This window comes from Ruegeria sp. YKSF131 (assembly GCF_059612645.1).
Genome location: NZ_JBXWQZ010000017.1, coordinates 1 through 26,721 on the forward strand (window position 1 = coordinate 1; position 26,721 = coordinate 26,721).

Here is a 26,721-nt window from a genome sequence, read left to right on the forward strand (position 1 = left end):
CGAGTAGATCATGAAGATCACCGCATCCAGCGCCCGGTCGAGATCGGCGTCGTCGAACACGACAACCGGGTTCTTGCCGCCCAGCTCCAGATGCATCCGCTTGAGCGTATCGGCACCTTGTTTGGTGATGCTGCTGCCGGTGCGGCTTTCACCGACAAAGGCAATCGCCTTGATCAACGGATGTTCCGTCAACGCCTTACCCGCATCGGGGCCGAACCCGTTCACGGTGTTCAGCACCCCCTTGGGCAGCCCGGCCTCTTCGGCGATCTCCACCAGCAGGCGAGCGGACAGCGGAGAATCTTCGGCCGGTTTGTGAACCACGGTGCACCCGGCGGCCAAAGCAGGCGCGATCTTCCATGTCGACAGCATGAACGGCGTGTTCCACGGCGTGATCACCCCCACCGGACCAATCGGAACGCGCGTGGTGATGTTCATCAGGGTCTGCGACTTAAGATGCTGACCGTCCCGCGCCTGTATCACCTGATCCGCGAAATACCGGAAGTTCTCGGCCCCCCGCAGCGCGGCCTTGGACATAAAGCGCAGGGTCTGGCCTGTGTCCCAGCATTCACACAGCGCAATTTCCTCGGCACGGGCCTCGATCGCATCGGCAACGTTCAGCAAGATGCGGCGCCGCTCGGTGGCAGGCATGTCGCGCCAATCGGCAAATGCGACATGAGCGGCATTGGCGGCAGCGTCGATATCATCGGCAGTGCCATGGGCGACATCGCAGATCACCGACCTGTCAACCGGAGATGTGGATTGGAACACCCCTGCGGAACCGTCGCGATCTTCGCCCGCGATCCGGTTCTTGATGCCGGTCTCCTTAAACCGCGCCAGAAAGCCCGCCAGCTTCTCGATGTTCGTATCCAGTGCGCTCATGGATCAGGTCTCCTGGTTGGTCGCGCCCAAATGGTCCCGGATCGTGCCGGTCTTGGGCGAAAGGTCTGGGTCAATGTCACGCATCTCAAGCGAGAGCGCGATGGAATGTCCGGCGAAGGCGGGGGACAGATAGGCCTCAACCGCCTCGAAAATGCGCTGCGTGGCGTCCCGTTTGACATCCGCAGCCCGGCCAGCGCGCAGGCGGATCGAGATATCGATAAACCCATGCGCCGGATTGCCGTCCGCGATGGCATAGTGATCGACCCGCGTGGCCCGGACACGAATACCGGGCAGGGGGAATGTCTTGATCCCGGCAGCCGTGGCCCGGATGCATTCGCACAAGCCACTCATATCGATCCTGTCTTCCAGATTGCCGGAATATTCGACGTGAAAATGTGGCATGTGCTCCCCTCAAATGGTAAACATGTTTAGTAAATTGGAACCCCCACTGTCAAGAACTTGCTTTGTTAATCTTTGCATCTTTTGACTCCGCGAATTACAAGACTGCCATGAGTGAACAAAGCCACACCAAGAACACCTCGCGCGCCCTACCGATTGCCTTGCTGCGCGCACGCGAAACCGTCATGGCCCCCATCCGGGACATGCTGCAGGGGATACAACTGACCGAGCAGAAATGGCGCATCCTGCGCGTGCTGGACGAGCTGGGTGAAGTGGAGCAAAGCTCAATCGCCAAAGAGGCCTGCCTGTTGTTGCCAAGCCTCACCCGCATCCTGCGCACGATGGAAGCCGAAGGCCAAATATCACGCCGCCAGGACAGCCATGACAAACGACGCACAATGGTGAAGATCACAAACGAAGGACGAAACATCCTCGCCGAAAACCTCGGAACCTCTCTGCAGATCTACCAAAGTATCGAAAAACAAATGGGACAAGAAAAACTCAATCAACTCCTCGACCTGCTCGAAGAACTCCAAGCCGTCAAAGTCTGACCGAACGCACATTTGGTCGCGCGGGCCAGCATTGCCGGTTTTCTTTAAGAGACGCAGGTTGGAGTTGCCTAGGCGTCACACACTCCCATCACAAAACGTTTTCCGTCTCAAGCTGAAAGCACCCCGGCTTCTGAGCACAATGCACCTTCACGTTTGACGACGGACCACTTTCGGCCAAAACCTCCAACTCAGTAATACCTGGTGCCAATTCCATTTGGCCACCGTCGAATGACGGCCTTCCACGCGGGCCAAGTCAGTCATTTCAATCGCACCCAAGAGCCATGACACCCTTTGAAAGCAGGCTTTCCCTGCTCAACAAAATACTGGATGTTGGATACAATATCCTCTATAGCTGCGCGTATCGATTGATTCAGGGAGGATCACATGCTCAAGAAACTCGCCGCACTGGCGGCCCTCACCACCATCACCACGGTTCCTGCGATGGCGGACACGCTGGACGATGTCGTAGATCGCGGGACATTGCGCTGCGGTGTTGTGTTGGATTTTCCGCCAATTGGGTATCGCGACGCGAATAACGAACCGGCAGGCTTTGATGTCGAATACTGCAATGATCTGGCCGCCGCTCTTGAAGTTGAGGCCGAAATCCTGCCGCTGACCTGGGCGGAACGCCTGCCAGTGATCGTCACCGGACGCGCAGACGTTGTGTTCGGAGCAACCTCGGACAGCCTTGAACGGGCGCGGACGGTGGGCTTTACCATTCCTTACGCCATCTATTATGCGCAGGGTGTGGTGAATGCCGAAAGTGGCATTGAAACCTTCGAGGATATCCGTGGCAAGCGCGTGGCTGCCGCGATCGGCACCGTGCCCGAGCAGGAATGGCTGAAGATCGCCGCCGAATGGGGTGAAGAAGGCAATTATCAGGGCTATCAATCCGAGAATGAAGTGTTCCTGGCGGTGGCTCAGGGCAAGGCCGATATCGGCATTACCACAAACACTGCCGTGCTGCCGATTACCCAGCAATATGACACTGTTGTTGCCGGTCCTCGCATGCCATGGACCACCGACTACACTTCGGTTGTCGGCAAGCGCGAAGATGTCACCTGGCTGAACTTCCTGAACCTGTTCGTGACCCACCAGGTGCGTTCGGGCCGCTATCAGGAGCATTGGGGAAATTATGTCGGTGGCGAAGCCCCCGAACTTCGCATTCCCGGCGTAATGTACTGATCCTTTACCGTACCAACCTTTCGCCCGGTTCTCTTCGGGCGAAAGGACTGGTAAATTGCGCGAGGAACACCCGTGTTCGACTATAACTTCCATTGGCGGCCGGTGATGAAAAGCCTGCCAGACCTGCTTGAAGCATCGCTGCTGACGATACAGGTTGCCGTGCTGGCAATGGTCCTTGGCATCATCATCGGGCTTTGTCTGGCACTGACGCGGCTGCACCTGAAAGGACTGCCTTACTGGTTCGCCTCAGCCTGGGTCGAACTGGCGCGCAATACTCCGGCACTGTTCCAGCTGTTCTTTTTCGGCTTCGGGCTTGGTGCCTTTGGCCTGCATCTGTCGCCGTACTTCATCGTGCTGGCCGGACTGACATTCAATTGCGCCGGTTATCTGGCTGAAAACTTCCGTGGCGGCTTTCAGGCCGTCCCCGAGACACAGTTACGTGCGTCGCGATCGCTGGGCATGAACGCGTGGCAGGCTTACACACGCGTCGTGATCCCGCAGGTGTTTCGCATTGTCTATCATCCGATCACGAACCAGATGGTCTGGGCTGTTTTGATGTCGTCACTGGGTATGCTGGTCGGCTTCCGGGAACTGTCGGGCGAGACGCAGTTCTTTGCCTCGCGCACTTTCCGAATCTTTGAATATTTCGCCGTCACCGCGGTCATCTACTACGTGATCGTCAAAATCATCCTTTTTGCCTCGCGCCTGCTGGCGTCCCGGCTTTTCCGCTACTGAAGGAGGCACAGATGCAACCCACTGTCAGCTTTTTCAGCGGCTTCAACATCAACGATCTGTGGTTTCTGGGCGAAGCCGCGCTGCGAACGCTCTGGATCTCAATGCTTTCGATTTCCATTGGAACGGTTTTTGGCGTGGTGTGCGGTTGGCTTCTGTACGAGGGCAAACTGGCAGCGACCCTGACGTTGGCTCCGGTTTTGGATATCTTCCGTTCGGTCCCTCTGATCATCCAACTGGTGCTGTTTTACAACTTTGCACCTATTGTCGGACTCAATCTGGACCCGTTCGCCTCGGGCGTGGTGATCCTATCCATCTACACAGCAGCACTGGTTGCGAATGTGGCGCGCGGCGGGATTGAGGCCGTCGGCGATCCGATGCGCCGCGCGGCGCGCAGTCTGGGCATGACCTATTGGCAGGATCTGCGCTATGTCGTCTTCCCGATCGGTGGGCGCGCGGTGTTCCCGGCATGGGTCGGGGTCGCGTTGGGTGTGATGAAAGACAGCGCACTGGTCTCAGTTCTGGGCTATGTCGAGCTGCTCAAGGCCAGCCAGATCCTGATCACCCGCACGCAGGAACCGTTCCTGATCCTGACAATCGCTGGCGCGTTCTATTTCGCGCTCAGCTATCCGATTTCGCGGTATTCCGCGTCACTAGAAAAAAGGTGGGCCCAATGATCGAAATTCGCGACCTGCACAAATATTTCGGATCGCTGCATGTGCTGAAAGGCATCGATCTGGATGTGCAGAAAGGAGAAGTTCTGTCGGTGATCGGTGCGTCAGGCTCCGGTAAATCGACCCTTCTCTATTGCATCAACGGGCTGGAACCGATCCAGCAAGGATCGGTCAGGGTTGATGGCATTGATGTTCATGCTAAAGGCACCGACATCAACAAGCTGCGCACAAAGCTGGGGATGGTGTTCCAGCAATGGAACAGCTTTCCGCACCTGACAGCACTGGAAAACGTTGCGTTGGCCCCGAAGATTGTCAAAGGCAAGTCGAGGGACGAGGCGTGTGACATTGCCGCAAAGCAGTTGACCCATGTAGGGTTGGGCGAGAAGCTGAACGTCTTTCCCTCGGCCTTATCGGGCGGTCAGCAGCAGCGACTTGCCATTGCCCGCGCGCTGGCGATGGAGCCGGAATACATGCTGTTTGACGAAGCAACCTCGGCGCTGGATCCTGAACTGGTGGGCGAGGTTCTCGACACGATGCGGTTATTGGCCGAAGAAGGGATGACGATGATTTGTGTCACGCATGAGATGGGTTTCGCTCGTGATGTATCAGACCGGGTTGCTTTTTTTCATCAGGGCGTGATGGAAGAGATCGGTCCGCCCGCGCAGATTTTTAGCGAAGCCCAATCCGAACATACCCGCAAATTCCTGTCGAATGTGCGATAAAAGCCCCCGCCCCAATACAATTAGGAAGGTTACCTTCATGTCCCAGAATATCTTCACCGGCACCATGCCAGCCCTGATGACCCCCTGCAAGCCGGACCGGACACCGGATTTCGACGCGCTGGTGAAAAAGGGCAAGGAAATGATCGAAGCAGGCATGTCCGCCGTGGTCTATTGCGGCTCGATGGGCGATTGGCCTCTCTTGTCGGATGCCGAACGGATGGAAGGTGTCGAACGTCTGATCGCAGCCGGACTGCCCGTTGTCGTCGGCACCGGTGCGATAAATTCGAAATCCGCCGTAGCGCTTGCCGCACATGCGCAAAAAGTTGGTGCGGCAGGGCTTATGGTGATCCCGCGTGTATTGTCGCGTGGATCGTCCATCGCGGCGCAGCGCAACCATTTCAAAGCGATCCTGTCGGCTGCACCTGATATTCCGGCAATCATCTATAACAGCCCGGTTTACGGCTTTGCGACGCGCGCCGATCTGTTCCTGGAACTGCGCGCAGATCATCCCAACCTGGTTGGGTTCAAGGAATTCGGTGGCAAAAGCGATCTGCGCTATGCGGCGGAACACATTACCTCGAAAGATGATCAGGTCACACTGATGGTTGGTGTAGACACCGAAGTCTACCATGGCTTCGTCAATTGCGGCGCCACCGGCTCGATCACAGGGATTGGCACTGCCCTGCCAAAAGAGGCACTTCTGCTTGCGGCCCTGTGTCAGAAAGCGGCAGCCGGTCATGCCGAAGCCCGCCTTCGCGCGCGGGAACTGGAAGAAGCCTTTGGCGTGCTGGCCAGCTTTGACGAAGGCACCGATCTGGTACTGTATTACAAACACCTGCTGGTCCTGAACGGCGAAGAAGAGTACCGCTTGCACTTCAACGAAACCGACGAGTTGACGGATGCCCAGCGCAACTATTGCGAACAGCAATACGACCTGTTCCGCACTTGGTTTACTGATTGGTCCGACCAGGGCGGGGTCATTGCTGAATGCATGTGATTGACAGTCACACCGGGGGAATGCCTACGCGGGTAATCCTCGACGGTGGCCCCGATCTGGGGTCCGGCCCACTGGCCGAGCGTGCACGACGCTTGGCCACCGAGCATGAGGTGTTCTACAAATCCATCTTACTGGAACCGCGCGGACAGCCCGGAATGGTGGGCGCGCTTCTGGTCGCGCCCGAAGATTCAAGATGCGAGACCGGCGTGATCTATTTCGATGCGGATGCCGTTCTGGGCATGTGCGGGCATGGCACCATCGGTTTGGGTGTCACTCTGGCCCATATGGGTCGGATCCGGCCGGGCACGCACCGGGTGGAAACCCCGGTCGGGGTCATCTCGGTGGAGTTGCTGGACGCCAATACCGTGCGCGTCACAAATGTCGAGAGCCGCCGCGTGCGGGCAGCTGTGCAAATTGAGGTCGGCAGCCATGGGTCGATAACCGGCGATCTTGCCTATGGCGGAAATTGGTTCTTCATTGTTGATCCCAGCCCGATCCCGGTGAATCCGGGAAATTTTCGTGCGTTGACAGATCTGACCATCGCCATACGTGAAGCCTGCATCGCACAGGGCGTGCGTGGTGAAAACGGAGAACTGGTCGATCACGTGATCCTACAGGATCAATCCCCCAACAAGGATGTTCACAGCCGCAACTTTGTACTGTGCCCGGACAATCAATATGACCGATCGCCCTGCGGTACGGGCAGTTCGGCGCGCCTCGCCTGTCTGGCGGAAAACGGGGCGCTGGCCGCCGGGGAAGAGATTGTGCAGGAAAGCGTGATCGGCAGCCCCTATGTGCTGAGCTACCAACCCGGCCCAAACGGGGGTGTCATTCCCACCCTAACCGGGCAGGCGCATATCATGTCGGAAGGCAGGTTGGTTTTCGCGCCGAATGATCCGTTCCGTGATGGTATCGCGCTTTGAAATCAAGTCCGGGGACAGACACTGTCCGGTCCCCGACCCCGCACCACGATTTGAGAACCTGTAACCATGCAGCATGACACCAAAACGGACATAGTTGTGATCGGTGCTGGCATCATTGGCATCAGCGCTGCGCTGGAATTGCAAAAGCGTGGAAGGCAGGTGCTGGTGCTGGACCGTGAAGGCGTTGCAGCCGGAGCGTCAAAGGGCAATGCCGGGGCCTTTGCCTTTACAGATATCGTGCCGCTTGCAACCCCAGGGATCATGCGCAAAGCACCAAAATGGCTGCTTGATCCGCTGGGGCCTTTGTCGATTCCACCCGCTTATGCGCTGAGTATTGCACCGTGGATGCTCCGGTTCTGGCGGGCCAGTTGGCGGGATCGTTATGCTGCCTCACTGTCCGCACAAGCCGCGCTGATGAACCACAGCCGCGCCGCGCTGGAGCGCCAGATCGCGTATGTTGACGGCGAGGCGCTGATGCAGCGCGAAGGCCAGTTGCAGTTGTTCGAGAATGAGAGCGAATTCCGTGCCAGCCTGCCCACCTGGGACCTGCGCAAGGACCATGGCATTCCGTTTGATCTTTTGGACAGTCCGGATGCAATTGCCGAGATTCAACCCGGACTGAACCGGCGATTCACCCATGCGGGTTTTACCCCGACATGGATGAATACCGTCGATCCGGCCCGCTGGACCAAGCATCTGGCGGAACAGTTCATCGCGCGCGGTGGGCAGGTTAAGATCGCAGGGATCACGGCACTGATACCAACCGATGACGGCGTGCGTCTCGTCACCGTCAACGGTGACATTTCGGCAGGTCAGGTGATTGTCGCCGCCGGAGCCTGGTCACACCAACTGGCCAAATCCCTAGGGGATCATATCCCGCTAGAGACCGAGCGGGGTTATAACACGACCCTGCCCGAAGGCGCTTTTGACCTGCGCACGCATCTGACCTTTGGGGGGCAAGGGTTTGTGGTGACCCGGATCAACGGCGGTGTGCGCATCGGTGGCGCGGTCGAACTGGGTGGATTGAAGCTGGCCCCGAATTACCGGCGTGCTGACACGTTGCTGGCCAAGGCCGGGCGCTTCATGCCAGACCTTAACCTAGAGGGCGGCACGCAATGGATGGGCTTTCGCCCGTCACTGCCCGACAGCCTGCCAGTGATTGACCGATCTTCGCGCGCACCAAAGGTGATTTATGCCTTTGGCCATGGTCATCTGGGGCTGACCCAATCCGCAGGCACGGCCGAACTGGTGGCCGATCTGGTCACTGACGCCAAGCCGGTGCTCGATATGTCACCTTTCGCATCCACACGCTTCTAATCTGGAGAACACCTTATGAAAATCACCGGGCTGAACGTATATCAGGTGAATCTGCCGCTGAAAGAAGGCCGCTATAGCTGGTCCAACGGCAATTTTGTCGAAGTGTTTGACAGCACCGTTTTGGAAATCATCACGGATGAGGGGTTGAAAGGCTATGCCGAATGCTGCCCGCTTGGCTCGGCCTATCTGCCGTCTTTCGCGCTCGGCGTCCGGGCCGGGCTGGCAGAGCTGGCCCCGCATTTGATCGGGCAGGACCCACTGAATATCGGTCAGATCAACCGCACGATGGATGCGGCCTTGCGGGGTCATCCTTATGCCAAGGCCCCGGTGGATATTGCCTGCTGGGATCTGCTGGGCAAGGCCACGGAACAGCCGCTTTACACCTTGCTGGGGGGCGCGGCGCAGGACGATGTGGTGCTTTATCGCGCGATCAGTCAGGAAGCACCCGAGATCATGGCCAAAAAGATCGAAGGCTATGCCGCCGAAGGCTACACCAAGTTTCAGCTCAAGGTGGGTGGCGAGGCCAATGACGACATTGACCGTATCCACGCCACCCGCGCCGTTCTGAAAAAGACGGACCTGCTGGTAGCGGACGCCAATACCGGCTGGACCCGGCACGAGGCCGCCCGCGTGGTGGGAGCGATTTCGGGTCTGGATGTCTATGTGGAACAGCCTTGCCTGACGTATGAGGAATGCGTGTCGATCCGCCGCCGCACCGCGTTGCCTTTCGTGATGGACGAGGTGATCGACACCCCCAACACGCTGGTCCGCGGCATTGCCGAAGACGCGATGGATGTGATCAACCTCAAGATCTCGAAAGTCGGAGGGTTGACCAAAGCCCGCCTTATGCGTGACCTCTGCGTGGCGCACGGCATCCCCATGACGATCGAAGACACCTGGGGTGGCGACATTACCACTGCGGCGATTGCACATCTGGCCCGTTCGACGCCGTCCGAGTTCACATTCTCTGCCACGGATTTCAATTCCTACGGCACGGTGGACATTGCCGAGGGTGCGCCAAAGCGTGTCAACGGCCGGATGACCGCACCCGCCCGTCCGGGTCTGGGCGTTACACCGATTTTCGACGCTCTGGGCGAGCCTGTCGCACAATATTGAGAGATCCGATGCGGAGCAGCAAAACCGTTCATGTCATTTCAGCCCATGCAGAAGGCGAAGTAGGGGATGTTATCGTTGGGGGTGTCGCCCCGCCTCCGGGCGATACCTTGTGGGAACAGCGCAGCTTTGTCGCGGGCGACCAGACGCTGCGCAACTTCGTTCTGAACGAACCTCGGGGCGGTGTTTTCCGTCATGTCAATCTTCTGGTGCCCCCGAAACACCCCAAGGCCGACGCGGCCTTTATCATTATGGAACCCGAAGACACGCCACCCATGTCCGGTTCGAACTCGATCTGTGTTTCAACCGTATTGCTGGATGGCGGAATCATTCCGATGCAGGAACCCGAAACTCATATGGTGCTTGAGGCCCCAGGCGGGCTGGTTCGTGTACGGGCGGAATGCAGCGGTGGAAAAGCGCAACGCATTTTCGTGCAGAACCTGCCCAGCTTTGCCGACAAACTGTCCGTCCCGCTTGAGGTACCCGGATTGGATACGATCATGGTTGATACCGCCTATGGGGGTGACAGTTTTGTCGTGGTCGATGCACAGGCATTGGGATTCGAGATTGTCGAACACGAGGCCCGTGACATCGCCCGATTGGGGGTGAAGATCACCAATGCAGCCAATGAACAGCTTGGGTTTTCGCATCCTGAAAACCCGGATTGGGACCACATTTCATTCTGTGCTTTCTGCGGCCCGATCAGCCAGACCGAGACCGGATTAACTGGCAAATCTGCCGTCGCAATCCAACCGGGCAAAGTTGATAGATCGCCCACGGGTACAGCGGTTTCCGCACGCATGGCGCTGATGGCTGCAAAGGGGTTGATGTCGCCGGGTCAGACATTCGAGGCGGTCTCGATCATCGGATCACGGTTCACTGGCAGGATCGTCGATGCCACCGAGGTGGCGGGCCGTGCCGCGATTGTCCCCGAAATAAGTGGGCGCGGCTGGATCACCGGCATTCATCAACACATGCTTGACCCAGATGACCCCTGGCCTGGCGGGTATCGCTTGTCGGACACCTGGGGTGTCTGACTAAATAGTGCATTGACCGTGCCCGCTCTCAGGGAAAGGCGGTCACAGAAGGTTCCATTCGCACTTGGTCTTACCTCGCTGTCTCAGCAGGGTTGAAACAACATGGATATTGGATGCATTATTAAACGGAGTGTCCTTAATCAGCTTTCTAAGTGGTCGCGTCGCGGCTCAACTTGGAATAACCGCCGGTAACCGGTAGCTGTACCCAAACAAGTGGCAGGAAAAATATGGCAGGAAAGCGCGCAATAACCAAGCAAAGCCTACCAGATGTCATCGCGAACGATCTTCGTGAGCGGATACTGAATGGTGAACTTGCCGAAGGTGAAGCTATTCGCCAGGAAGCTCTGGCCGAGGAATACGACGTATCGCGGATGCCCATCCGCGAGGCCCTGAAGCGTCTGAACGCTGAAGGCCTGATTCAATGGGCCAATAATCGGGGCGGATCAGTCACCAAGCACTCCCTGAATGAAATCGGAGAGATATTCGACCTTCGAATGCTTATTGAAGTCGATCTTTTCCGCAGAGCCATTCCGCAGATGACATCTGCCGACTTTGCGCGATGCAACGACATATTGACACAGATGGAAGCGTCTTATGACGAGAATGACGTCGGGAAGTGGGGGATCCTGAACTATCAATACCACTCCGCCCTTTACGCGGCATCGCAGAGGAAACTGACAAATGAATTGCTGGATCGCGTCAATCTGCAATCAGACCGCTATGTCCGAATGCATCTGAGCGTGATGAAGCAGCGGGAACCGGCGAAAAAAGAACATCGAGAGCTGTTGAAACTAGCGCAAGCAGGGAACGTCGACGAAGCCTGTGACATGCTGATGCGGCACATCCGGCGAACAAAGGAACAACTGCTGGAGATGATCGTGGCAAAACGCGCCATGGAGGAGACCTAACAGGGCGCTTGATTGCCCTCCTTAATTGGATACATTATCCATAACATTAGAATCGTAGATATGGAACATTCATGACCTGCTCCCCCCATGGTAAGCACCTCATCGCTGGAAATTGGCTTTCAGGTGACACGGTTTTTCAGTCACAGCCCGCTTTTGGATCTTCACACAGTTTTTCGGTGGGGCGTCTTCAGGATGTTGATGCAGCTGCGGAAGCTGCCGAAGAAGCGTTCTGGAGCTATGGTTTTTCGACCCGGGAAGACCGCGCGGCATTTCTGAATACCATAGCAGATGAGATCGAAGCCCGCGCCGAGGCGATTACTGCAATAGGCACGCAGGAAACCGGCCTGCCCGAGGCCCGTCTGCAAGGGGAGCGGGGTCGCACATCGGGTCAACTTCGCTTGTTTGCCACACATATTCTGAGCGGTGAGTATCTGGATCGGCGCCACGACGGCCCGTTGCCAGACCGCTCGCCGCTGCCGCGCCCGGATCTGAAAATGATTCAGCGCCCTATTGGCCCTGTCGCTGTATTCGGTGCTTCGAATTTCCCTTTGGCCTTTTCAACCGCAGGCGGCGACACCGCAGCCGCTTTGGCTGCTGGGTGCCCCGTTGTCGTAAAAGGGCACAGCGCTCACCCGGGTACCGGTGAGATCATAGCCGAGGCCATACATGCTGCCATCGAACGCTGCAAAATTCATCCCGGTGTTTTCAGTCTGATTCAGGGGGGTGACCGGACCGTAGGTTCCGCTTTGGTACAACACCCGCTGATCAGGGCTGTCGGATTCACTGGCTCATTGGCTGGTGGTCGGGCACTGTTCGATCTGTGTGCCGCGCGTCCTGAGCCAATCCCGTTTTTCGGTGAACTTGGCTCGGTCAACCCGATGTTCATTCTCGATGCTGCGCTGACGAACCGGGGCGACAACATTGCTCAGAACTGGGCGGGGTCGCTGACCATGGGCGCAGGTCAGTTCTGTACCAACCCCGGGGTCGCCGTTATGCTGGCGGGTGCAGCAGCGGACCGCTTCGCTGAGACCGCGCGAACCGCCCTGTCAAAGACACCCGCGCAGACCATGCTAACCGACGGCATCGCCGACGCTTATCGAGCTGGTCAGGCAAGGATCGCCAATACAACAGGTGTGCAGGAGGTTCTGACCTCGATGTGTGGCCAACGCACCGCGTCCCCGCACCTGTATCGCACCAATGCTGTGAACTGGCTGGCAAACGAAACCCTTGGTGAAGAGGTTTTTGGCCCGCTAGGCGTTATTGTGACCGCCGAAACGCCTGACGAAATGCAGGCCGTCGCACACAGCCTGCAAGGTCAGCTGACCTGTACACTGCATATGGATGATGCGGACATGGACACCGCGCGGTCCCTGATGCCGATCCTCGAGCGCAAGGCCGGGCGTGCGCTGGCCAATGGCTTTCCCACGGGCGTCGAGGTCTGCGACAGCATGGTGCATGGCGGCCCCTACCCCGCTTCGACCAATTTCGGTGCTACCTCGGTTGGCACATTGTCAATCCGGCGGTTCCTGAGACCAGTGTGTTACCAAAACATGCCAGACGCTTTGTTACCCGAACAATTCCTCTGATCCTTCAACAACACGCTGCAAAAGCATCAAGGCTCATCGCGAGAAAAGCGATGAGCCAAGTGCCCTATGCGCGAGTTTGACGGATACTGCGCTTTGGCCTGTTCAGTTGCTTTGCTAAACACCTGCCAGTTAGCCCCACTTACGGCTCTCTTTTCCATTGGTGTTAGCATGTTGTTCATACCTACTGACCATGGCGGAGACCATCGCCCACATATCCGTAAGTGTTTAAGCTGGTAAACGCGGATTAAAAAACAACTTGCTACAAATACACACCATAATGCATAAATATTGCTAGCATTTTAGAGCATTTGAATAAGAATAACACGTTTCTGGGGGCAAAAATCGAGCTTGGCGCGCTTCGCGCTTACTTAGACCCGTCGGGGGAAGGGGCTCTGGTTTGACTTGGTTAAAGATTGTGTTGGTTGTATTTGTTGTCGCGCTCATGCCGGCGCAGGCCCTTGCCAACATCGGAACAGTTATCAGCGCCAAGCAAGGCGCTCAGATCATTCGCGCCGGAAACACTCAGCCTGTCATTTCAGGAATGGACGTTGAATCAGGCGATACGATATCTACAGATCACAGCGGTTTGGTACAGATCGTATTTGTGGATGAAACAAAAATTGCCGTTGGCCCCAATGCGCATATGGTGTTGGACGTGACTATGCTGCGCGGCAATCGAAAGGCCAAAAGCTTTGCCGTGCAGGCCTTGGGTGGCAGCTTTCGATTCATTTCCGGCAAAAGCCGAAAAGGTGCATATTCGATCAAGACACCGACTGCGACTATGGCAGTTCGTGGCACAACTTTCGACATGTGGGTCGTATCACAAACCCAGAGTGCAATGCTTGTCCTGCACGGAACGGTTCAAATGTGCAGTGCACAGGGGTCTTGCAGGTCCACAGGCCGCGTATGCAGCATGTATGCCACCAGTGGAGGCGGGACAGTCGGGCGGCCTGCTGATCAGGCGCAGTATGATCAGGCGCTGAAATCTGGTTTCCCATTTGTTCAGTCGCAGGAAGGCCTGCTGCCTCCATTGCAGGTGAGGGTTGAGGGGTGTTCTGGCGAAGGTGCACCCGTGCAGCAGGCCAAAGTCGACAGGGCCGACATTCGCAGAACTGCGCCGCAGCCGCGCGCAATCAGCGTCGCAGCACCGCCATCGCCCCCGTCACAACCAGAGCCGGAAGTAGAACCCGAACCGGAACCGGAAGAGCCTGAACCGGAAGAGCCTGAACCGGAACCAGAAGAGCCTGAACCGGAAGAACCGGAACAACAGGAGCCGGGAAACGAACTGGTCCAATAGCGCTTTTGACCAATTGGGCTTTGCCTCACTTTTTCGGAGAACGACGTGAGCAACGAGAAGCGCAAAACCAAGACAGGGAAATGGGCGTTCCGCCTTGTCGGATTGTGTCTGATCCTGGTGGGCTGTTTCATCCGGGTCATGGATCCCTATCCGGTGCGAATGGCCCGTCTGATCTATTTCGACGTTCTGCAAAGGTCATCTCCGCGAGAGTTCAATCCCGACCTTCCCATACGGGTTGTAGATATTGACGAAGCCTCTCTGGCCAATTGGGGGCAATGGCCCTGGCCCCGGACTCTGGTGGCGCAAATGGTTCAGAATCTGGGTGAATACGGTGCTGCGGCTATCGCATTTGATATGTTGTTCGCTGAGCCTGACCGGTTTTCCCCCTCACGGCTTCTGAACGATCCGTCTCTGGAAGGGGTTCTTACAGTTGAACGGCACGCTCAAAAGCTCGATAACGATGTCTTGCTTGGGATGGAAATCGCCTATTGGCCGGTCGTTCTTGGGACTGCCGCACGAATGTCGGCGGAAGGAAACCCCATCACTGCAAAAGCAGGTATCATTGAATTCGGTGAAAATCCCGCCGCAGGTCTAATTTCAGTTCCTCATTGGACGCCAATTGCGCCTCCGTTGGACCGGACCGCGGCAGGTATTGGTGGGGTCAACGTCTCGCCCATCGGGGGAACAGGTATCATGCGCCGCGTGCCGGTTCTTTGGCGCGGGCCGGATGGGTTGTTGCCGGGTCTGTCAATTGAAGCCCTGAGAGTTGCCTTGGGCGAGACCAATATTGTGGCCGAAGGTGCACAGGATGAAACAGGCATCATGTTGGCGGTTGAGGTCGGGGGATACCGGATACCAACAACAGAAAACGGCGAGATTTGGCTGAGATACAGGCGCGATGCGCCCGAGCTGTATATTTCGGCCAACGATATCCTCAAAGGCTCGGATGATGCGGACGTTCGGGCGGAAGTTGAGGGGCGGATCATACTGATCGGAACGTCGGCCGCCGGTTTATTCGATATGCACCAGACGGCGCTTGGCGAGAGCGTTCCCGGCGTTTCAATTCACGCCCAGGTGCTGGAACAGGTCCTGACCAACGAAATGCTAAGCCGCTCGGATGTGACCGCTGCGCAGGAAATGCTTGCCTTCGCCTTTCTCGGGCTTGTCGTGATTGCCGTCATGTCCAGTTTTGGTGCGGTTGCATCTTTCATTGCAGGCGGTGTCGCCGCTGCCGCCGTTCTGATATTGAGTTGGCTGGTCTTTCAAAACCAGTCGGTTTTGTTCGACGCCACATTTCCGCTTATCGGTGGCATGGCTAATTTCGGGCTGCTGGCAGGATATCTTTTCCTGTCTACCGAACGGGAAAAGCGCAAAATCCGAAAAGTCTTTTCTCATTACGTCGCCCCGGAGATCCTTGATGAGATGGAAGCCTCGGGACATCAGCTGCAATTGGGAGGTGAGACGCAGGATATCACAGTGATGTTCTCCGACATCCGGGGTTTTACACCTTTGTCTGAGTCCGCATCTGCCACCGAGCTGGTCTCGCTGCTGAATGCGCTTTTTTCCAGTATCGGCGACCAGATACTGGCTGAACGAGGAACCATCGACAAGTTTATCGGCGACGCTGTTATGGCGTTCTGGAACGCGCCTTTACCTGTCGCTGACCACCCGTGCCGGGCTGCATTAGCCGCGCTGAAGATGCGGCGCGCTTTGGCAGAGTTCAATGCATCCGACATCATGCGAAACCGCCCCCCTATCGCGCTGGCAACGGGGCTTGCGACCGGACAGGCCTGCGTCGGCAATATCGGCTCGCAGAAACGGTTCAACTATACGGTCATCGGTGACGTCGTGAATGTCTCAGCGCGGATCGAACAATGCTGTCGAACGGTCGACTACGACATCGTCGTTTCAAACGGCGTCCATGAAATCACGCATGGGAATCTGGCCATGTTAGAGGCCGGGCATGTTGATCTGAAAGGCAAAGCCAACCCGGAATCCGTCTTTGTTTTGGTGGGCGATCAGGCCCTGTTGCAAACAGCGGCGTTCCAGGAACTCAGGGTTGCACATGCAGAGCTGATTTTGGCGATCACAAATCGACACCCTAACAGCCTGGTCAATACCTTGTGCCAACAGTGCGAAAATCTGGCTGAAGACATCGAGCCCGGCTTGCGTCAGTTCTACAGGGCGCTGTCCGGTCGTGCCGCTGACTTCCGGTCGAACCTGCCATCCGGGCAATTCATGTTCACACGCCACAATCTTGGATAACCAGTCATGTTTTCCAGCGGTTGCACTCTTTGGGTCACGCTCACACCAGAACAAACTGGTGCAGAACGGGTCGAAAACTGCCGTTACTGTAATCTCTGTCCGTCATTCCCGAAGTAATATGCGCGGCTAGGATCAAACCCGAATTGTACATCGTCACCCGGGGCAATCGCGTACTGGCCAAACAACCGGACTGTGATTGGCACGTTGCTGGTTTGCAGAATGACATTGGTATCACCACCCAACTGTTCAACATGTGAAACGGTGCCGGCAATCGGTCCGCCGCTTTCCAAGCGGATGTCCTCCGGGCGCAGCCCAAGTTCACGCGCATCGCCCGGGGTCAGGCTGTCTGCGGGCAGAAAATTCATGGAAGGTGAACCAAGAAATCCGGCGACAAAGCGGTTTGCCGGGTTGTTGTACAGCTCCATCGGGGTGCCGACCTGTTCCACCCGTCCGTCGCGCAGCACCACAATCTTGTCGGCCAGTGTCATCGCTTCTGTCTGATCGTGCGTGACGTAGATCATCGAAGCCGAGAGTTGCCTGTGTAGATTTGCAATCTCAATCCGGGTGTTCATGCGCAAAGCGGCATCAAGATTGGACAGCGGCTCGTCGAACAGAAACAGCTTGGGTTGGCGCACGATGGCGCGACCGATGGCAACACGCTGGCGCTGCCCCCCCGACAGTTCGGATGGGTAGCGGTCAAGGTAGGGCTCCAACCCCAGCATCCGGCTCGCCTCGGCGACGCGCTCGTCGATCACGGTTTTCGGCTGGCGTTCCTGTTTCAGGGCAAGGGTCAGGTTGCCGCGTACATTCAGGTGTGGATAAAGCGCGTAGCTCTGGAACACCATGGCGATGCCGCGTTTCGAGGGCGGGGTCAGATTGACCTGCTCGCCCGCAATTCTGATCTCGCCCGATGTGGCGTCTTCAAGCCCTGCAATAACGCGCAGAAGAGTGGACTTTCCGCATCCGGAAGGGCCGACAAAAACCACAAACTCGCCGTCCTCAACCTCAAGACTGATGTCCTTCAGGACCTCTACATTGCCAAAAGATTTGTGAATGTTTTTCAGTGACAGGGCGGTCATTGGCTGGTCTCCTCAAGAGAAACGGGTTGGCCGGTGCGGATGCTTTGGTCAGCGGCCAGGCAGATTGCAAGGGATTGTACGGCGTCGGACATGTGGCGGGTCAGGTCGATATCCTCGGCGATGGCGCGCAGCATATAGGCTTGTTCAGCATCGCAGAGTTCCTGATGACCGGGCTCATCAGGCATGTCGATAGTCCGGTCGCCCTGCGGCGTGTGAACCAGAAGGCCACCAACCTTGGTATGACCATCGATGTCTGCTGACGCGCCCTTGTTTCCGTCGGTGATCGAAACAGACCCGTTGGGCGAAACGATGTCCTTCACGAAAAACGCAGTTTCGGACATCATCGGACCCCAGCCAGCCTCGTACCACCCGATCGAACCGTCATCGAACACCACCTGAAACTGGCCGTAATTGTACATGTCAGGCGCGATCTCATCCGACAGGCGCAGTCCCATGCCATGGACGCGAACAGGCTTTGCATCGGTGATCTGGCACATCACATCGACATAATGCACACCACAATCCACGATGGGTGACGTGGTCTGCATCAGGGCCTTGTGCGTCTCCCACTCAGGCCCTGAGGATTGTTGATTCAGGTTCAGACGGAACACATAGGGGCCACCCAGAGTGCGAGCCTCGGCGATCAGGCGCATCCAGGATGGGTGGTGGCGCAGGATATAGCCCACCACCAGCTTTCGGTTCAGCCGCGCCGCTGTTTCGACCACACGCCGCGCATCGACAACGTTGGTGGCGAGTGGTTTTTCGACAAACACATGGGCACCCGCCTCCATCGCAGCGCAGGCGTAATCCGCGTGACTGTCCGAATAAGTCGCGATAACAACCAGATCCGGTTTGGTTTCGGTCAGAGCGGCTTCAAAACTTGAATACACCGGATAGCGCGTCAGATCAGAGTGATCCACGCGGCCGGATCGGTTCACCAGCCCGACAATCTGCGCGTCCGGGTGATGGTGATGTGCCAGCGCATGGCTCAGCCCCATGTTCCCAAGGCCTGCGATCAGGACGCGAGTCATTTCACCGCTCCTGACGTGATGCCGCGGATAAGCTGTCGCGAGAAGATCACATAGAGGATCAGCACCGGCAGGATCGCCATTGAAAGGGCTGACAGGACCGCGTTCCAGTCTGTCACAAACTGACCGATGAAGACCTGGCTGCCCAGTGTCAGTGTCTTGGTCTCTTCCGCAGGAGCCAGGATCAGCGGGAACCATAGATCGTTCCAGATCGGGATCATGTTGAACACGGCAACCGTTGCCATTGCCGGACGCACCAGCGGCAACACAAGCCGAAAGAAGATTGTGTATTCGCTTAGCCCGTCGATACGGCCCGCATTCTTGAGGTCGTCACTCACCTGTTTCATGAACTCGCTTAGGATGAACACCGCCAAGGGCAGGCCCTGCGCCGTATAGACAAGGATAAGTGCCCACAGCGTGTTCACCAGCCCGGTCGCCACCATCATTTCCAAGATGGCCACGGTGCCGATGCGGATCGGGATCATGATTCCAAGCGCCAGGTAGAGACCCATAAGCATGTTGCCCTTGAACCGGTACTCACTCAGCGCATAAGCCGCCATTGCGCCAAACAGCAGGACCAATGTCAGGGATGCAACAGTCACAATCAGAGAGTTCTGGAAATAAAGGAAGAAATCCCCCTGCTTCATCACTGTCTGATATCCGATCATCGAAAAACTGTCGGCATCGGGCAGCGCCAGCGGTTCGCGAAAGATCGCCTTGCGGGTCTTGAAGCTGTTGATCAGGATCACGAAAACCGGAAACAGTGCGATCAGCGTATAAAAGATCAGTGCACCATGCATCGCGAAGGTGTTTAGCGGGTTGGAGCGGGCCTTGTTCATGTCATCTGCTCCTTACAGCTGGTACCGGCGCATCCGGGTCTGGATGCCGAATAGGTAGACACAGACACCCAGCAGGATAATTGCAAACATCGCACCAGCAATGGCCGAACCCATATGCGGATCACCTAATTGCAGCTGGAAGCCAAAGAATGTGCGATACATGAAGGTGCCAAGAATATCGGTCGAGAAATCAGGCCCCGCCAGAGCACCCTGTGCAGCATAGATAAGATCGAAAGCGTTGAAATTGCCGACAAATGTCAGGATTGAGATGATCCCGATCGAGGGCAGGATCAGCGGCAGCTTGATCTTCCAGAAGGCGCTTGTACCGGTGATGCCATCCACTTCCCCGGCTTCCAGGATTTCCCCGGGGATCGACAGCAAGGCCGCGTAGATCAGCATCATCGGGATACCGACAAACTGCCAGACCGAAATCAGCGCCAGAGTGGTCAGAGCGTATTCCTCCTTCCCCAACCACGGCGCAAAGAGGGATTTCAGCCCAACCGCGTCCAGCATCGAAGGCGCGATGCCCCAGATGGGCGACAAGATCAATTTCCATGCAAACCCGACAATCACAAAGCTGAGGATTGTCGGAATGAAGATCGCCGACCGATAGAGCACCGCAAATCGCAGGCGCGGATGGCTGAGCAGTGCGGCCAGCGCGACGCCGATAGGGTTCTGCACCAGCATGTGAACCAGAAAGAACCAGAAATTGTTGCCCAGCGCATTCCAGAACTGTTCCGACCAGATCGGATCGAAAAACAGCGTTTGAAAGTTCTGCAGTCCAACAAATACGCGGCTCTGGTCGACCTCAGAGTAAAGGGCCAGACGGAGCGTATTGAACAGGGGAAAGATCATCACCGCTGTGTAGACAAGTACGGCTGGTGCCAGAAACACGACGATATGCCAGCGGATGCGGGGGCGGGTCATGGGGAGCGCTTTCAATGGAATGCTGGGCGTACCCGGGCAACTCATGCTGCCCGGGTATGGTTCAGCTTACTGATGTGGTGCGTACCACGAGGCGAGGCCTGTCTGCAGTTCTGCACCCAGCTCTTCGGGCGACTTGGCACCTTTGATCGCGGCAACGGATGCACCCCAGGTCTCATTCTCGAGGTTTGGTGTTCCGCGCGACAGGATTTGGTAGGTCGAGCGGATGGTCGATTCACATTCTTCACGCCAGCCGACGATCTCCTTGGCCAGCGGGTCCTGCAACTCGACCGGAGTGCTCGACAGCGGGAAGAACCCGGGCAAAGCGTTGCCGAAGATCTCAGCAAACTCAGGGCTTGCGACCCAGGTCAGGAATGTTTCAGCGGCTTCAGGATTCTTCGTAGCCGCGTTCATGCCGATGCCGATATCCGTATGGTCCGAGATATAGCAGGTGTCGCCCGCGTTCTGAACCGGAGGCTTGAAAGCTCCCATCTCGAAATCGGCTTGTGCGTTGAAGCCGGAAATCTCCCATGATCCCGCAGGATAGATGGCTGCGCGGCCCAAAGTGAAGATGTTCTGGCTGTCGGGATAGGTCTGTGCTTCGTAGCCATCACCCAGATACGCACCCCAGCGGGCCAGCGTTGCGTACGGGGCTGTCCAGGCTTCGTCGGTCAGCTTCTGTTCGCCTGCGATCAACGCCTGACGACCTTCTTCACCCTTCCAGTAGTTCGGCCCGATGTTATTGTAACCCATCGTGGCAGCTTCCCATTGGTCGTTGGTACCCATCGCCATTGGGATGTAAGTGCCGTCTTCCTTGATTTTGTCCAAGGCGGCAAAGAACTCGTCTTCCGTGGTCGGCACTTCGAGCCCCAACTCGGCAAAAGCGTCCTTGTTGTAGATGAAGCCGTGAATTACCGACGCCATCGGCACGCAGAAGCTGGCCGAACCGTCATCCGTCTGCCAGGCAGACTTTGCAACGTCCGAGAAGTTGTTCATCGCCTCGACCGAGGACAGATCGGTCAGGTGACCAGCCTCATAAAGCGCCAACGAAGCATCGAAGGGGCGGCAGGTAATCAGGTCACCGGCAGACCCCGCATCAAGTTTCGAGTTCAAAACCGCGTTGTATTCTGCCGGAGCAGACGGCGTGAACTGGACTTTGATGCCAGGATGCTTTGCTTCAAAGGCCGGGATGATCTGGTCCTGCCACAGGGTCAGGTCATCGTTACGCCAGCTTTCGATGGTCAGCGTGACGTCTTCGGCATAGGCGGCAGAGGCTAACAGCGTCCCACCAAGCAAGGCCAGTTTCAGGCTATTACGTTTCATTGTGCTCTCCCATTTGGTTTGCAGTTATTTATCAGGTGTCAGTGCCGCGCTCAGAACTCCGCCCGTTTCTTTCAGGCGCGCATCGGCTGCCGCCAGTGAAACGCCGCGAGCAGCGATAAGGATGGCGGATTTGGCGTCTCCTTGCGCTTGTGCCAGGGCGTTTTGGGCGGTGCTTGCATCAACTCCGGCGATCCGGGCGACGATGCCGGTCGCACGCGCCCGCAGCTTTGCATTGTCTGCTCGCAAGTTGACCATCATCCCGTCATGAACATGACCCAACTTGATTGCCATAAGGCTGGAAAGCATGTTCAGCGCGATTTTCTGGGCTGTACCGGCGCCCATTCGGGTTGAGCCTGAAATCAGTTCAGGCGGGGTGGCAAGCAGAATCGCGTGATCGCATTGCGCCAAAAGTGGGCTGCCCGGGTTGTTGGCTATCCCGATCGTGCAGGCACCCGCAGCACGCGCAAGTCGCGCCGCCTCAAGTGTATAAGGAGTGCTGCCGCTGGCAGAGACAGCAATGACCGTGTCGTTGCACGTAAGTCCGGCCAGCCCTTCAACCAGCCCATCGGTGTCATCCTCGGTTCCACCGGGCATATGCGCGGATTGCGGCAGCCCTCCGGCCATCAGGATACGGATACAGTTTTCGTCGATACCGAAAGTGCCGCCCAGTTCCATTGCATCAGCCGCAGCCATCAGCCCCGAAGACCCCGCCGCCGCGTAATACAATGAACCACCTGATGCCAGACTGCGGGCCATGGCGTCGGCACCGTCGCAAATCGCACGCAGGGCGCCCTGCGGGGCACCGGCCGCTTCCTGTTGACCCCTGCACAAGGCCAGCGCCGCTTCTTCCAGCGGTCGGTTGCCCAAATCATATGCGTCCGGGTGGAGTTGTTCGGTAATGTGTGGCAGCACGTGTTTCTCCTCGTTGCCAGAAAGCATACCTATACAATACCATTTGTCCACTAATTTTTTTTCAGCCGCTATTGGCCTTATTAATCAATGTATTTTTGATCTTTCTGCCCTTATTGGATTTACTTTGGCATTTACATTACAGCATAGGCATTATATAGGTATCATCATGCTTAGGTCGAAAAACAATCCAATCATCGCAGCAGATGGCGGCGGAACGACCTGTCGGATCGCCTATGACGATGGGGAGCAGCGGCTGGTGGTCGAGGTTGGCCCCGCCAACGTAGCCAGCGATTATGACGGTGCGATTGCACGTCTGAAAGACGGCTTGAAAATGCTTGCGACCAAGCTCAGTGTTCAGCCAGACGTCCTGAGACCGGCACCGGCGTATTTTGGACTGGCAGGCGTTACCGGTGATCAGATCGCCCAGCGGGTGGCCTCGGATTTGCCGTTGGACAGTATACTGGTCGAGGATGATCGCCACCCTGCGCTGGCGGGTGCGCATCAGGCAACCGACGGTGCAATCGCCCATTGCGGGACGGGTTCTTTTCTGGCCCTTCAATCGCAAAACGGCCGACGCTTTGCCGGTGGCTGGGGCTCCGTGCTGGGGGATGAGGCTTCTGCTCAGTGGATTGGGCGCAGAGCGCTTTCGGTGACGCTGGATGCATGGGATGGGCTGGTGCCAAAATCCAACCTGACTGAGGCCTTGCTGAACGAATTTGGCAGTACAAGCGGCATTGTCGCTTTCGCGGCTGCGGCCCGACCTCATGAATTCGGCCAAATTGCGCGACAGGTGACAGCGGCAGCTAGGTCAGGGGATGAACGGGCGGTTTCGCTTATGCGCGAAGGCGCCGTGCATCTTTTGCAGGCACTGGAAGCAATGGGCTGGACGCCGGCCATGCCATTATGCCTGACCGGGGGTATTGGCCCTCATTACGAGGCGTATCTGCCGGATCGTGCGCGTGGCGCAGTAACAGAACCAAAAGGTACGCCTATCGACGGGGCCATCGCGTTGGCCCGGGCTTTTCAAGTGGAGCATTCGGCATGAACGCAGCTTCTTTTCTGGCTTCTGACGACTGGCTCGAAAACAGCGGCGGGCCGCGCTATGTCCGGCTGCGCCAGCGGCTGGAAGAAGGCATCGACGCCGGTGTCCTTCCCCCGAATTCCTCATTACCGCCCGAGCGCGAAATCGCCGAGATCACCGGCCTGTCCAGGGTCACCGTGCGCAAGGCCATTCAGGAATTGGTGAAACAGGGCGCAATCGTACAGCGGCAGGGTTCCGGATCTTTCGTGCGGAACGCCGCGCCGAAATTGGAACAATCGCTTTCGCATCTGACTTCGTTCAGTGAGGACATGCGCCTGCGCGGCATGGAGTCAACCTCCAAGTGGTTGGAACGGGGCGTTTTTCTGCCATCACCCGAGGAAACGGCGGTGCTCGGGCTGCCCACTGACGGACAGGTGGCCCGCATTTGCCGACTGCGAGAAGCTGGTGGGCGTCCCATGGCAGTCGAACGTGCCTCGTTGCCATTGGACATTCTGCCAAATCCACTAGCCGTGCGCGACTCACTCTACGATCTTCTGGAAGTAAACGGCTGCCGACCAGTTCGCGCTATCCAGAAGATTTCCGCCGTTAACCTTGAGGCTGAAGATGCCGCTCTGCTTGGCGTCGCCGAAGGCGCGGCAGGGCTGAGCATCCAGCGGATTTCCCATCTGGAAGGCGGGCGCGTCGCGGAGTTCACAAAATCCAACTATCGCGGCGATGCCTATGACTTCGTGGCTGAGCTGCGACTCACTCCATGATCTGTGATTCCGATGGAAAGGCTGCCCCGATGACCCCGAAAACGACCCTGATGCGTCAGGAAATCGAAGAGATTCCTGTTGCTGTCGAGCGATTACTCAGCAATGGTGGAGATGCCCTGAGCACAGCGGCGGACGTCGCCCGGAACGGCGGGCTGAAGTTCATGATTTCGGCGGCGCGTGGCTCTTCGGACCACGCCTGCACCTTTCTGAAATACGCAAGCGAACTGCTTCTTGGTTTGCCCATGGCATCCGTCGGCCCATCGGTCGCGTCCGTGTATGGCGCTGACCTGCATGTGGCCGGGGCGCTTTGCCTTTCTGTTTCACAATCAGGAAAAAGCCCGGATATCGTGCAGCTTACGAAAAGTGCCCGAAAGGCCGGGGCCAGCACCGTGGCAATCACTAATGATCCGTCGTCCCCCCTTGCACTGGCGGCTGAGGCGGCTTTGCCGCTGCACGCGGGTCCTGAGCTTAGTGTAGCGGCGACAAAGACATTCGTGACCTCGCTGGTTGCCGGGCTTTGGCTGCTGGCGGAACTGAAAGGCGACAAAGATCTTCTGGCTGCGCTGCGTGAACTGCCCAAGCACCTTGATGCCGCAACTCGGTGTGACTGGAGCAAAGCGGCGGCTGCCGTCACCCAAAGCTCGCTGTATACGCTTGGTCGCGGACCAAGCGTAGCGATCTCGAACGAGGCTGCGCTGAAATTCAAAGAAACCTGCCAGATCCATGCCGAAAGCTATTCCTCGGCCGAGGTGCTGCACGGCCCGGTCTCGATCGTGGAAGGCGGATTCCCGGTTATTGCCTTTGCCGCCAATGACCCGGCAGAGCCGCTGTTGGCCGAGGTTGCCGACACTCTCGCAGCCAAAGGGGCACAGGTATTTGCTACCAGCCCAAAGGTAACAAAGGCCGAGGTGCTGCCTCATGTCCGCACGGATCACTGGTTGACGGACCCGGTAGCCGCCATCGTGTCCTTTTATTCAATGGTCGAGCAGGTCGCCGTACAACGCGGGATCAACCCGGATGCGCCACGTCACCTGCGAAAAGTGACGGAAACGGTATGAGCGGCCAGGCGATCATCTACCACGGCGGGCTTGTTTACGACGGCACCAGATTGCACGACGGTGCCGCGCTGCGGCTGGAGGCGGGCCGCATCACTGACATAGGCGTTGACGTGAAGACAGACGCTGGCAAGCTTGTCGACCTGCATGGCGATATACTGGCGCCCGGTTATGTTGACCTGCAAGTGAATGGCGGCGGCGGAATGATGTTCAACGCCGCCCCATCTGTCGAAACACTTGCACGCATTGCCAAGGCGCACCGGGCGCTTGGGGCAACCTCGATCCTTCCCACCCTGATCACAGATACCGCAGCCAAGACCCGCGCCGCCATCGAAGCGGCCAAGGCCGCGATTTCTGCGGGTGTTCCGGGGATCGCTGGCCTGCATCTGGAGGGACCTCATCTTTCGGTGGCTCGGAAAGGTGCCCATGATGCAGCCCTGATCCGCCCCATGGATGACGAGGACCTGACGACGCTTGTCGCGGCTGCGCATGCCCTGCCCGCATTGATGCTGACGGTTGCGCCCGAAAACGTGTCAATTGCGCAGGTGAAAGCGCTGGTCTCGGCCGGTGCCGTTGTATCGCTGGGCCACAGTGATGCGGATTTTGATACCTGCCTGTCTTATGCCGAGGCCGGTGCGTCCTGCGTGACGCATCTGTTCAATGCCATGAGTCAACTGGGCAATCGATCTCCCGGGCTTGTCGGGGCGGTTCTGACCTCGGGTCGATTAAACGCCGGACTGATCGCAGACGGTATTCATGTTCACCCTGAAGCCATGCGCACAGCCTGGGCCGCCAAGCGGGGGCCAGGCCGGATATTTCTGGTCAGCGATGCGATGGCACCGGCTGGCACAGACCAGCGCATGTTCGAACTGGAAGGCCGCCGCATTTCCCGCAAAGACGGCCGTTTGACACTGTCTGATGGCACTTTAGCGGGGGCTGATTTGGACTTGACCACAGCACTGCGTGTCCTGACCACGCAGGCAGAAGTGCCGTTGGAAGACGCATTGGCTGCCGCAACTCGCATACCCGCCGAAGTGACAGGATTATCCGACGCGGGGCGGTTAACCATAGGAGAGCAATGCCCGCTGATCCGCATTGCCAGAGATCTGAGCAATGTAGCCGTGCTGGTTTGACCCAGCAATCCAAACGTTTTTTGCGTTGCTCAGAACCAGTGTCATA

General features: G+C 57.5%; 26 protein-coding genes. 18 read left to right on the forward strand and 8 right to left on the reverse strand.

Translation table 11 applies throughout. The features are described from left to right. Together AC2FLZ_RS08130 and AC2FLZ_RS08135 are read right to left on the reverse strand one after the other, a co-directional pair. On the reverse strand, positions 1–879 hold an 879-nt coding region (locus tag AC2FLZ_RS08130), incomplete at its 3' end, for an aldehyde dehydrogenase family protein (protein WP_496882051.1). Between the two features lie 3 nt (positions 880–882). After that, positions 883–1,281 (reverse strand): 5-carboxymethyl-2-hydroxymuconate Delta-isomerase, encoded by a 399-nt coding sequence (locus tag AC2FLZ_RS08135; protein ID WP_267365252.1) that lies wholly within the window; start codon positions 1,279–1,281, stop codon positions 883–885. A 107-nt stretch (positions 1,282–1,388) separates the two neighbouring features. Between AC2FLZ_RS08135 and hpaR the strand changes: the two genes are divergently transcribed. The 14 genes from hpaR to AC2FLZ_RS08205 all read left to right on the forward strand — a co-directional run bounded on the left by hpaR (position 1,389) and on the right by AC2FLZ_RS08205 (position 16,585). Further along, positions 1,389–1,829: a homoprotocatechuate degradation operon regulator HpaR gene (hpaR, locus tag AC2FLZ_RS08140; protein WP_480521553.1), complete on the forward strand. Its 441-nt coding sequence runs from the start codon at positions 1,389–1,391 to the stop codon at positions 1,827–1,829. 384 nt (positions 1,830–2,213) lie between these two features. After that, positions 2,214–3,014 carry a transporter substrate-binding domain-containing protein gene (locus AC2FLZ_RS08145; RefSeq protein WP_480520573.1) on the forward strand — a complete coding sequence of 267 codons (801 nt, stop codon included), beginning with the start codon at positions 2,214–2,216 and terminating at the stop codon, positions 3,012–3,014. Positions 3,015–3,086: 72 nt separating this feature from the next. Continuing rightward, a complete protein-coding gene (locus AC2FLZ_RS08150) occupies positions 3,087–3,749 on the forward strand; it encodes an amino acid ABC transporter permease (protein ID WP_496716254.1) in 663 nt (220 codons plus the stop codon). Positions 3,750–3,760: 11 nt separating this feature from the next. Beyond that, the gene (locus AC2FLZ_RS08155) at positions 3,761–4,423 is read left to right on the forward strand and encodes an amino acid ABC transporter permease (protein WP_480520577.1); all 663 of its coding nucleotides are present in this window, start codon (positions 3,761–3,763) and stop codon (positions 4,421–4,423) included. Further along, positions 4,420–5,142 (forward strand): amino acid ABC transporter ATP-binding protein, encoded by a 723-nt coding sequence (locus AC2FLZ_RS08160; RefSeq protein ID WP_496716253.1) that lies wholly within the window; start codon positions 4,420–4,422, stop codon positions 5,140–5,142. The genes AC2FLZ_RS08155 and AC2FLZ_RS08160 overlap by 4 nt, the downstream gene beginning before the upstream one ends. A 37-nt stretch (positions 5,143–5,179) precedes the next feature. Next, on the forward strand, positions 5,180–6,139 hold the full coding sequence (locus AC2FLZ_RS08165) for a dihydrodipicolinate synthase family protein (protein ID WP_480478142.1): 960 nt from the start codon (positions 5,180–5,182) through the stop codon (positions 6,137–6,139). Beyond that, positions 6,130–7,062 carry a 4-hydroxyproline epimerase gene (locus AC2FLZ_RS08170; RefSeq protein ID WP_480478140.1) on the forward strand — a complete coding sequence of 311 codons (933 nt, stop codon included), beginning with the start codon at positions 6,130–6,132 and terminating at the stop codon, positions 7,060–7,062. The genes AC2FLZ_RS08165 and AC2FLZ_RS08170 overlap by 10 nt, the downstream gene beginning before the upstream one ends. Positions 7,063–7,128: 66 nt before the next feature. Further along, on the forward strand, positions 7,129–8,379 hold the full coding sequence (locus AC2FLZ_RS08175; RefSeq protein ID WP_496809289.1) for an NAD(P)/FAD-dependent oxidoreductase: 1,251 nt from the start codon (positions 7,129–7,131) through the stop codon (positions 8,377–8,379). Between the two features lie 15 nt (positions 8,380–8,394). Further along, positions 8,395–9,495 carry a cis-3-hydroxy-L-proline dehydratase gene (locus tag AC2FLZ_RS08180; RefSeq protein ID WP_480520581.1) on the forward strand — a complete coding sequence of 367 codons (1,101 nt, stop codon included), beginning with the start codon at positions 8,395–8,397 and terminating at the stop codon, positions 9,493–9,495. Positions 9,496–9,503: 8 nt separating this feature from the next. Beyond that, entirely contained in the window at positions 9,504–10,529 is a 1,026-nt protein-coding gene (locus AC2FLZ_RS08185) for a trans-3-hydroxy-L-proline dehydratase (protein ID WP_480555189.1), read from the forward strand. Positions 10,530–10,756: 227 nt separating this feature from the next. Next, complete coding sequence (locus AC2FLZ_RS08190) at positions 10,757–11,437, forward strand: GntR family transcriptional regulator (protein WP_480478132.1); 681 nt, start codon at positions 10,757–10,759, stop codon at positions 11,435–11,437. 71 nt (positions 11,438–11,508) lie between these two features. Then, a complete protein-coding gene (locus AC2FLZ_RS08195) occupies positions 11,509–13,023 on the forward strand; it encodes an aldehyde dehydrogenase (NADP(+)) (protein WP_496882052.1) in 1,515 nt (504 codons plus the stop codon). Between the two features lie 397 nt (positions 13,024–13,420). Continuing rightward, the gene (locus AC2FLZ_RS08200; RefSeq protein WP_496882053.1) at positions 13,421–14,320 is read left to right on the forward strand and encodes a FecR family protein; all 900 of its coding nucleotides are present in this window, start codon (positions 13,421–13,423) and stop codon (positions 14,318–14,320) included. Positions 14,321–14,365: 45 nt separating this feature from the next. Next, on the forward strand, positions 14,366–16,585 hold the full coding sequence (locus AC2FLZ_RS08205) for a CHASE2 domain-containing protein (RefSeq protein WP_480555192.1): 2,220 nt from the start codon (positions 14,366–14,368) through the stop codon (positions 16,583–16,585). 83 nt (positions 16,586–16,668) lie between these two features. On the opposite strand, the gene AC2FLZ_RS08210 is transcribed toward AC2FLZ_RS08205, so the two are convergent. The 6 genes from AC2FLZ_RS08210 to AC2FLZ_RS08235 form a co-directional block, all read right to left on the reverse strand. Next, the gene (locus tag AC2FLZ_RS08210; protein ID WP_480606977.1) at positions 16,669–17,664 is read right to left on the reverse strand and encodes an ABC transporter ATP-binding protein; all 996 of its coding nucleotides are present in this window, start codon (positions 17,662–17,664) and stop codon (positions 16,669–16,671) included. After that, a complete protein-coding gene (locus tag AC2FLZ_RS08215) occupies positions 17,661–18,695 on the reverse strand; it encodes a Gfo/Idh/MocA family protein (protein ID WP_480520593.1) in 1,035 nt (344 codons plus the stop codon). The genes AC2FLZ_RS08210 and AC2FLZ_RS08215 overlap by 4 nt, the downstream gene beginning before the upstream one ends. Then, complete coding sequence (locus tag AC2FLZ_RS08220; protein ID WP_267366204.1) at positions 18,692–19,531, reverse strand: carbohydrate ABC transporter permease; 840 nt, start codon at positions 19,529–19,531, stop codon at positions 18,692–18,694. Before AC2FLZ_RS08220 ends, AC2FLZ_RS08215 begins: the two co-directional genes overlap by 4 nt. A gap of 12 nt (positions 19,532–19,543) precedes the next feature. Then, positions 19,544–20,458, reverse strand: a complete 915-nt coding sequence (locus tag AC2FLZ_RS08225; RefSeq protein ID WP_496882054.1) for a carbohydrate ABC transporter permease — start codon at positions 20,456–20,458, stop codon at positions 19,544–19,546. A gap of 66 nt (positions 20,459–20,524) precedes the next feature. After that, entirely contained in the window at positions 20,525–21,778 is a 1,254-nt protein-coding gene (locus AC2FLZ_RS08230; protein ID WP_480520597.1) for an ABC transporter substrate-binding protein, read from the reverse strand. 24 nt (positions 21,779–21,802) lie between these two features. Then, a complete protein-coding gene (locus tag AC2FLZ_RS08235; protein ID WP_480555194.1) occupies positions 21,803–22,690 on the reverse strand; it encodes an N-acetylmuramic acid 6-phosphate etherase in 888 nt (295 codons plus the stop codon). Between the two features lie 166 nt (positions 22,691–22,856). Between AC2FLZ_RS08235 and AC2FLZ_RS08240 the strand changes: the two genes are divergently transcribed. The 4 genes from AC2FLZ_RS08240 to nagA are packed head-to-tail and all read left to right on the forward strand — an operon-like array spanning position 22,857 to position 26,675. Further along, entirely contained in the window at positions 22,857–23,735 is an 879-nt protein-coding gene (locus AC2FLZ_RS08240; protein WP_480520599.1) for a glucosamine kinase nucleotide-binding domain-containing protein, read from the forward strand. Next, positions 23,732–24,487 (forward strand): GntR family transcriptional regulator, encoded by a 756-nt coding sequence (locus tag AC2FLZ_RS08245; protein ID WP_496882055.1) that lies wholly within the window; start codon positions 23,732–23,734, stop codon positions 24,485–24,487. The genes AC2FLZ_RS08240 and AC2FLZ_RS08245 overlap by 4 nt, the downstream gene beginning before the upstream one ends. Before the next feature lie 29 nt (positions 24,488–24,516). Further along, complete coding sequence (locus AC2FLZ_RS08250; protein WP_496715937.1) at positions 24,517–25,545, forward strand: SIS domain-containing protein; 1,029 nt, start codon at positions 24,517–24,519, stop codon at positions 25,543–25,545. Further along, positions 25,542–26,675 carry an N-acetylglucosamine-6-phosphate deacetylase gene (gene nagA, locus AC2FLZ_RS08255; RefSeq protein WP_496715936.1) on the forward strand — a complete coding sequence of 378 codons (1,134 nt, stop codon included), beginning with the start codon at positions 25,542–25,544 and terminating at the stop codon, positions 26,673–26,675. Before AC2FLZ_RS08250 ends, nagA begins: the two co-directional genes overlap by 4 nt. Positions 26,676–26,721: the final 46 nt, after the last annotated feature.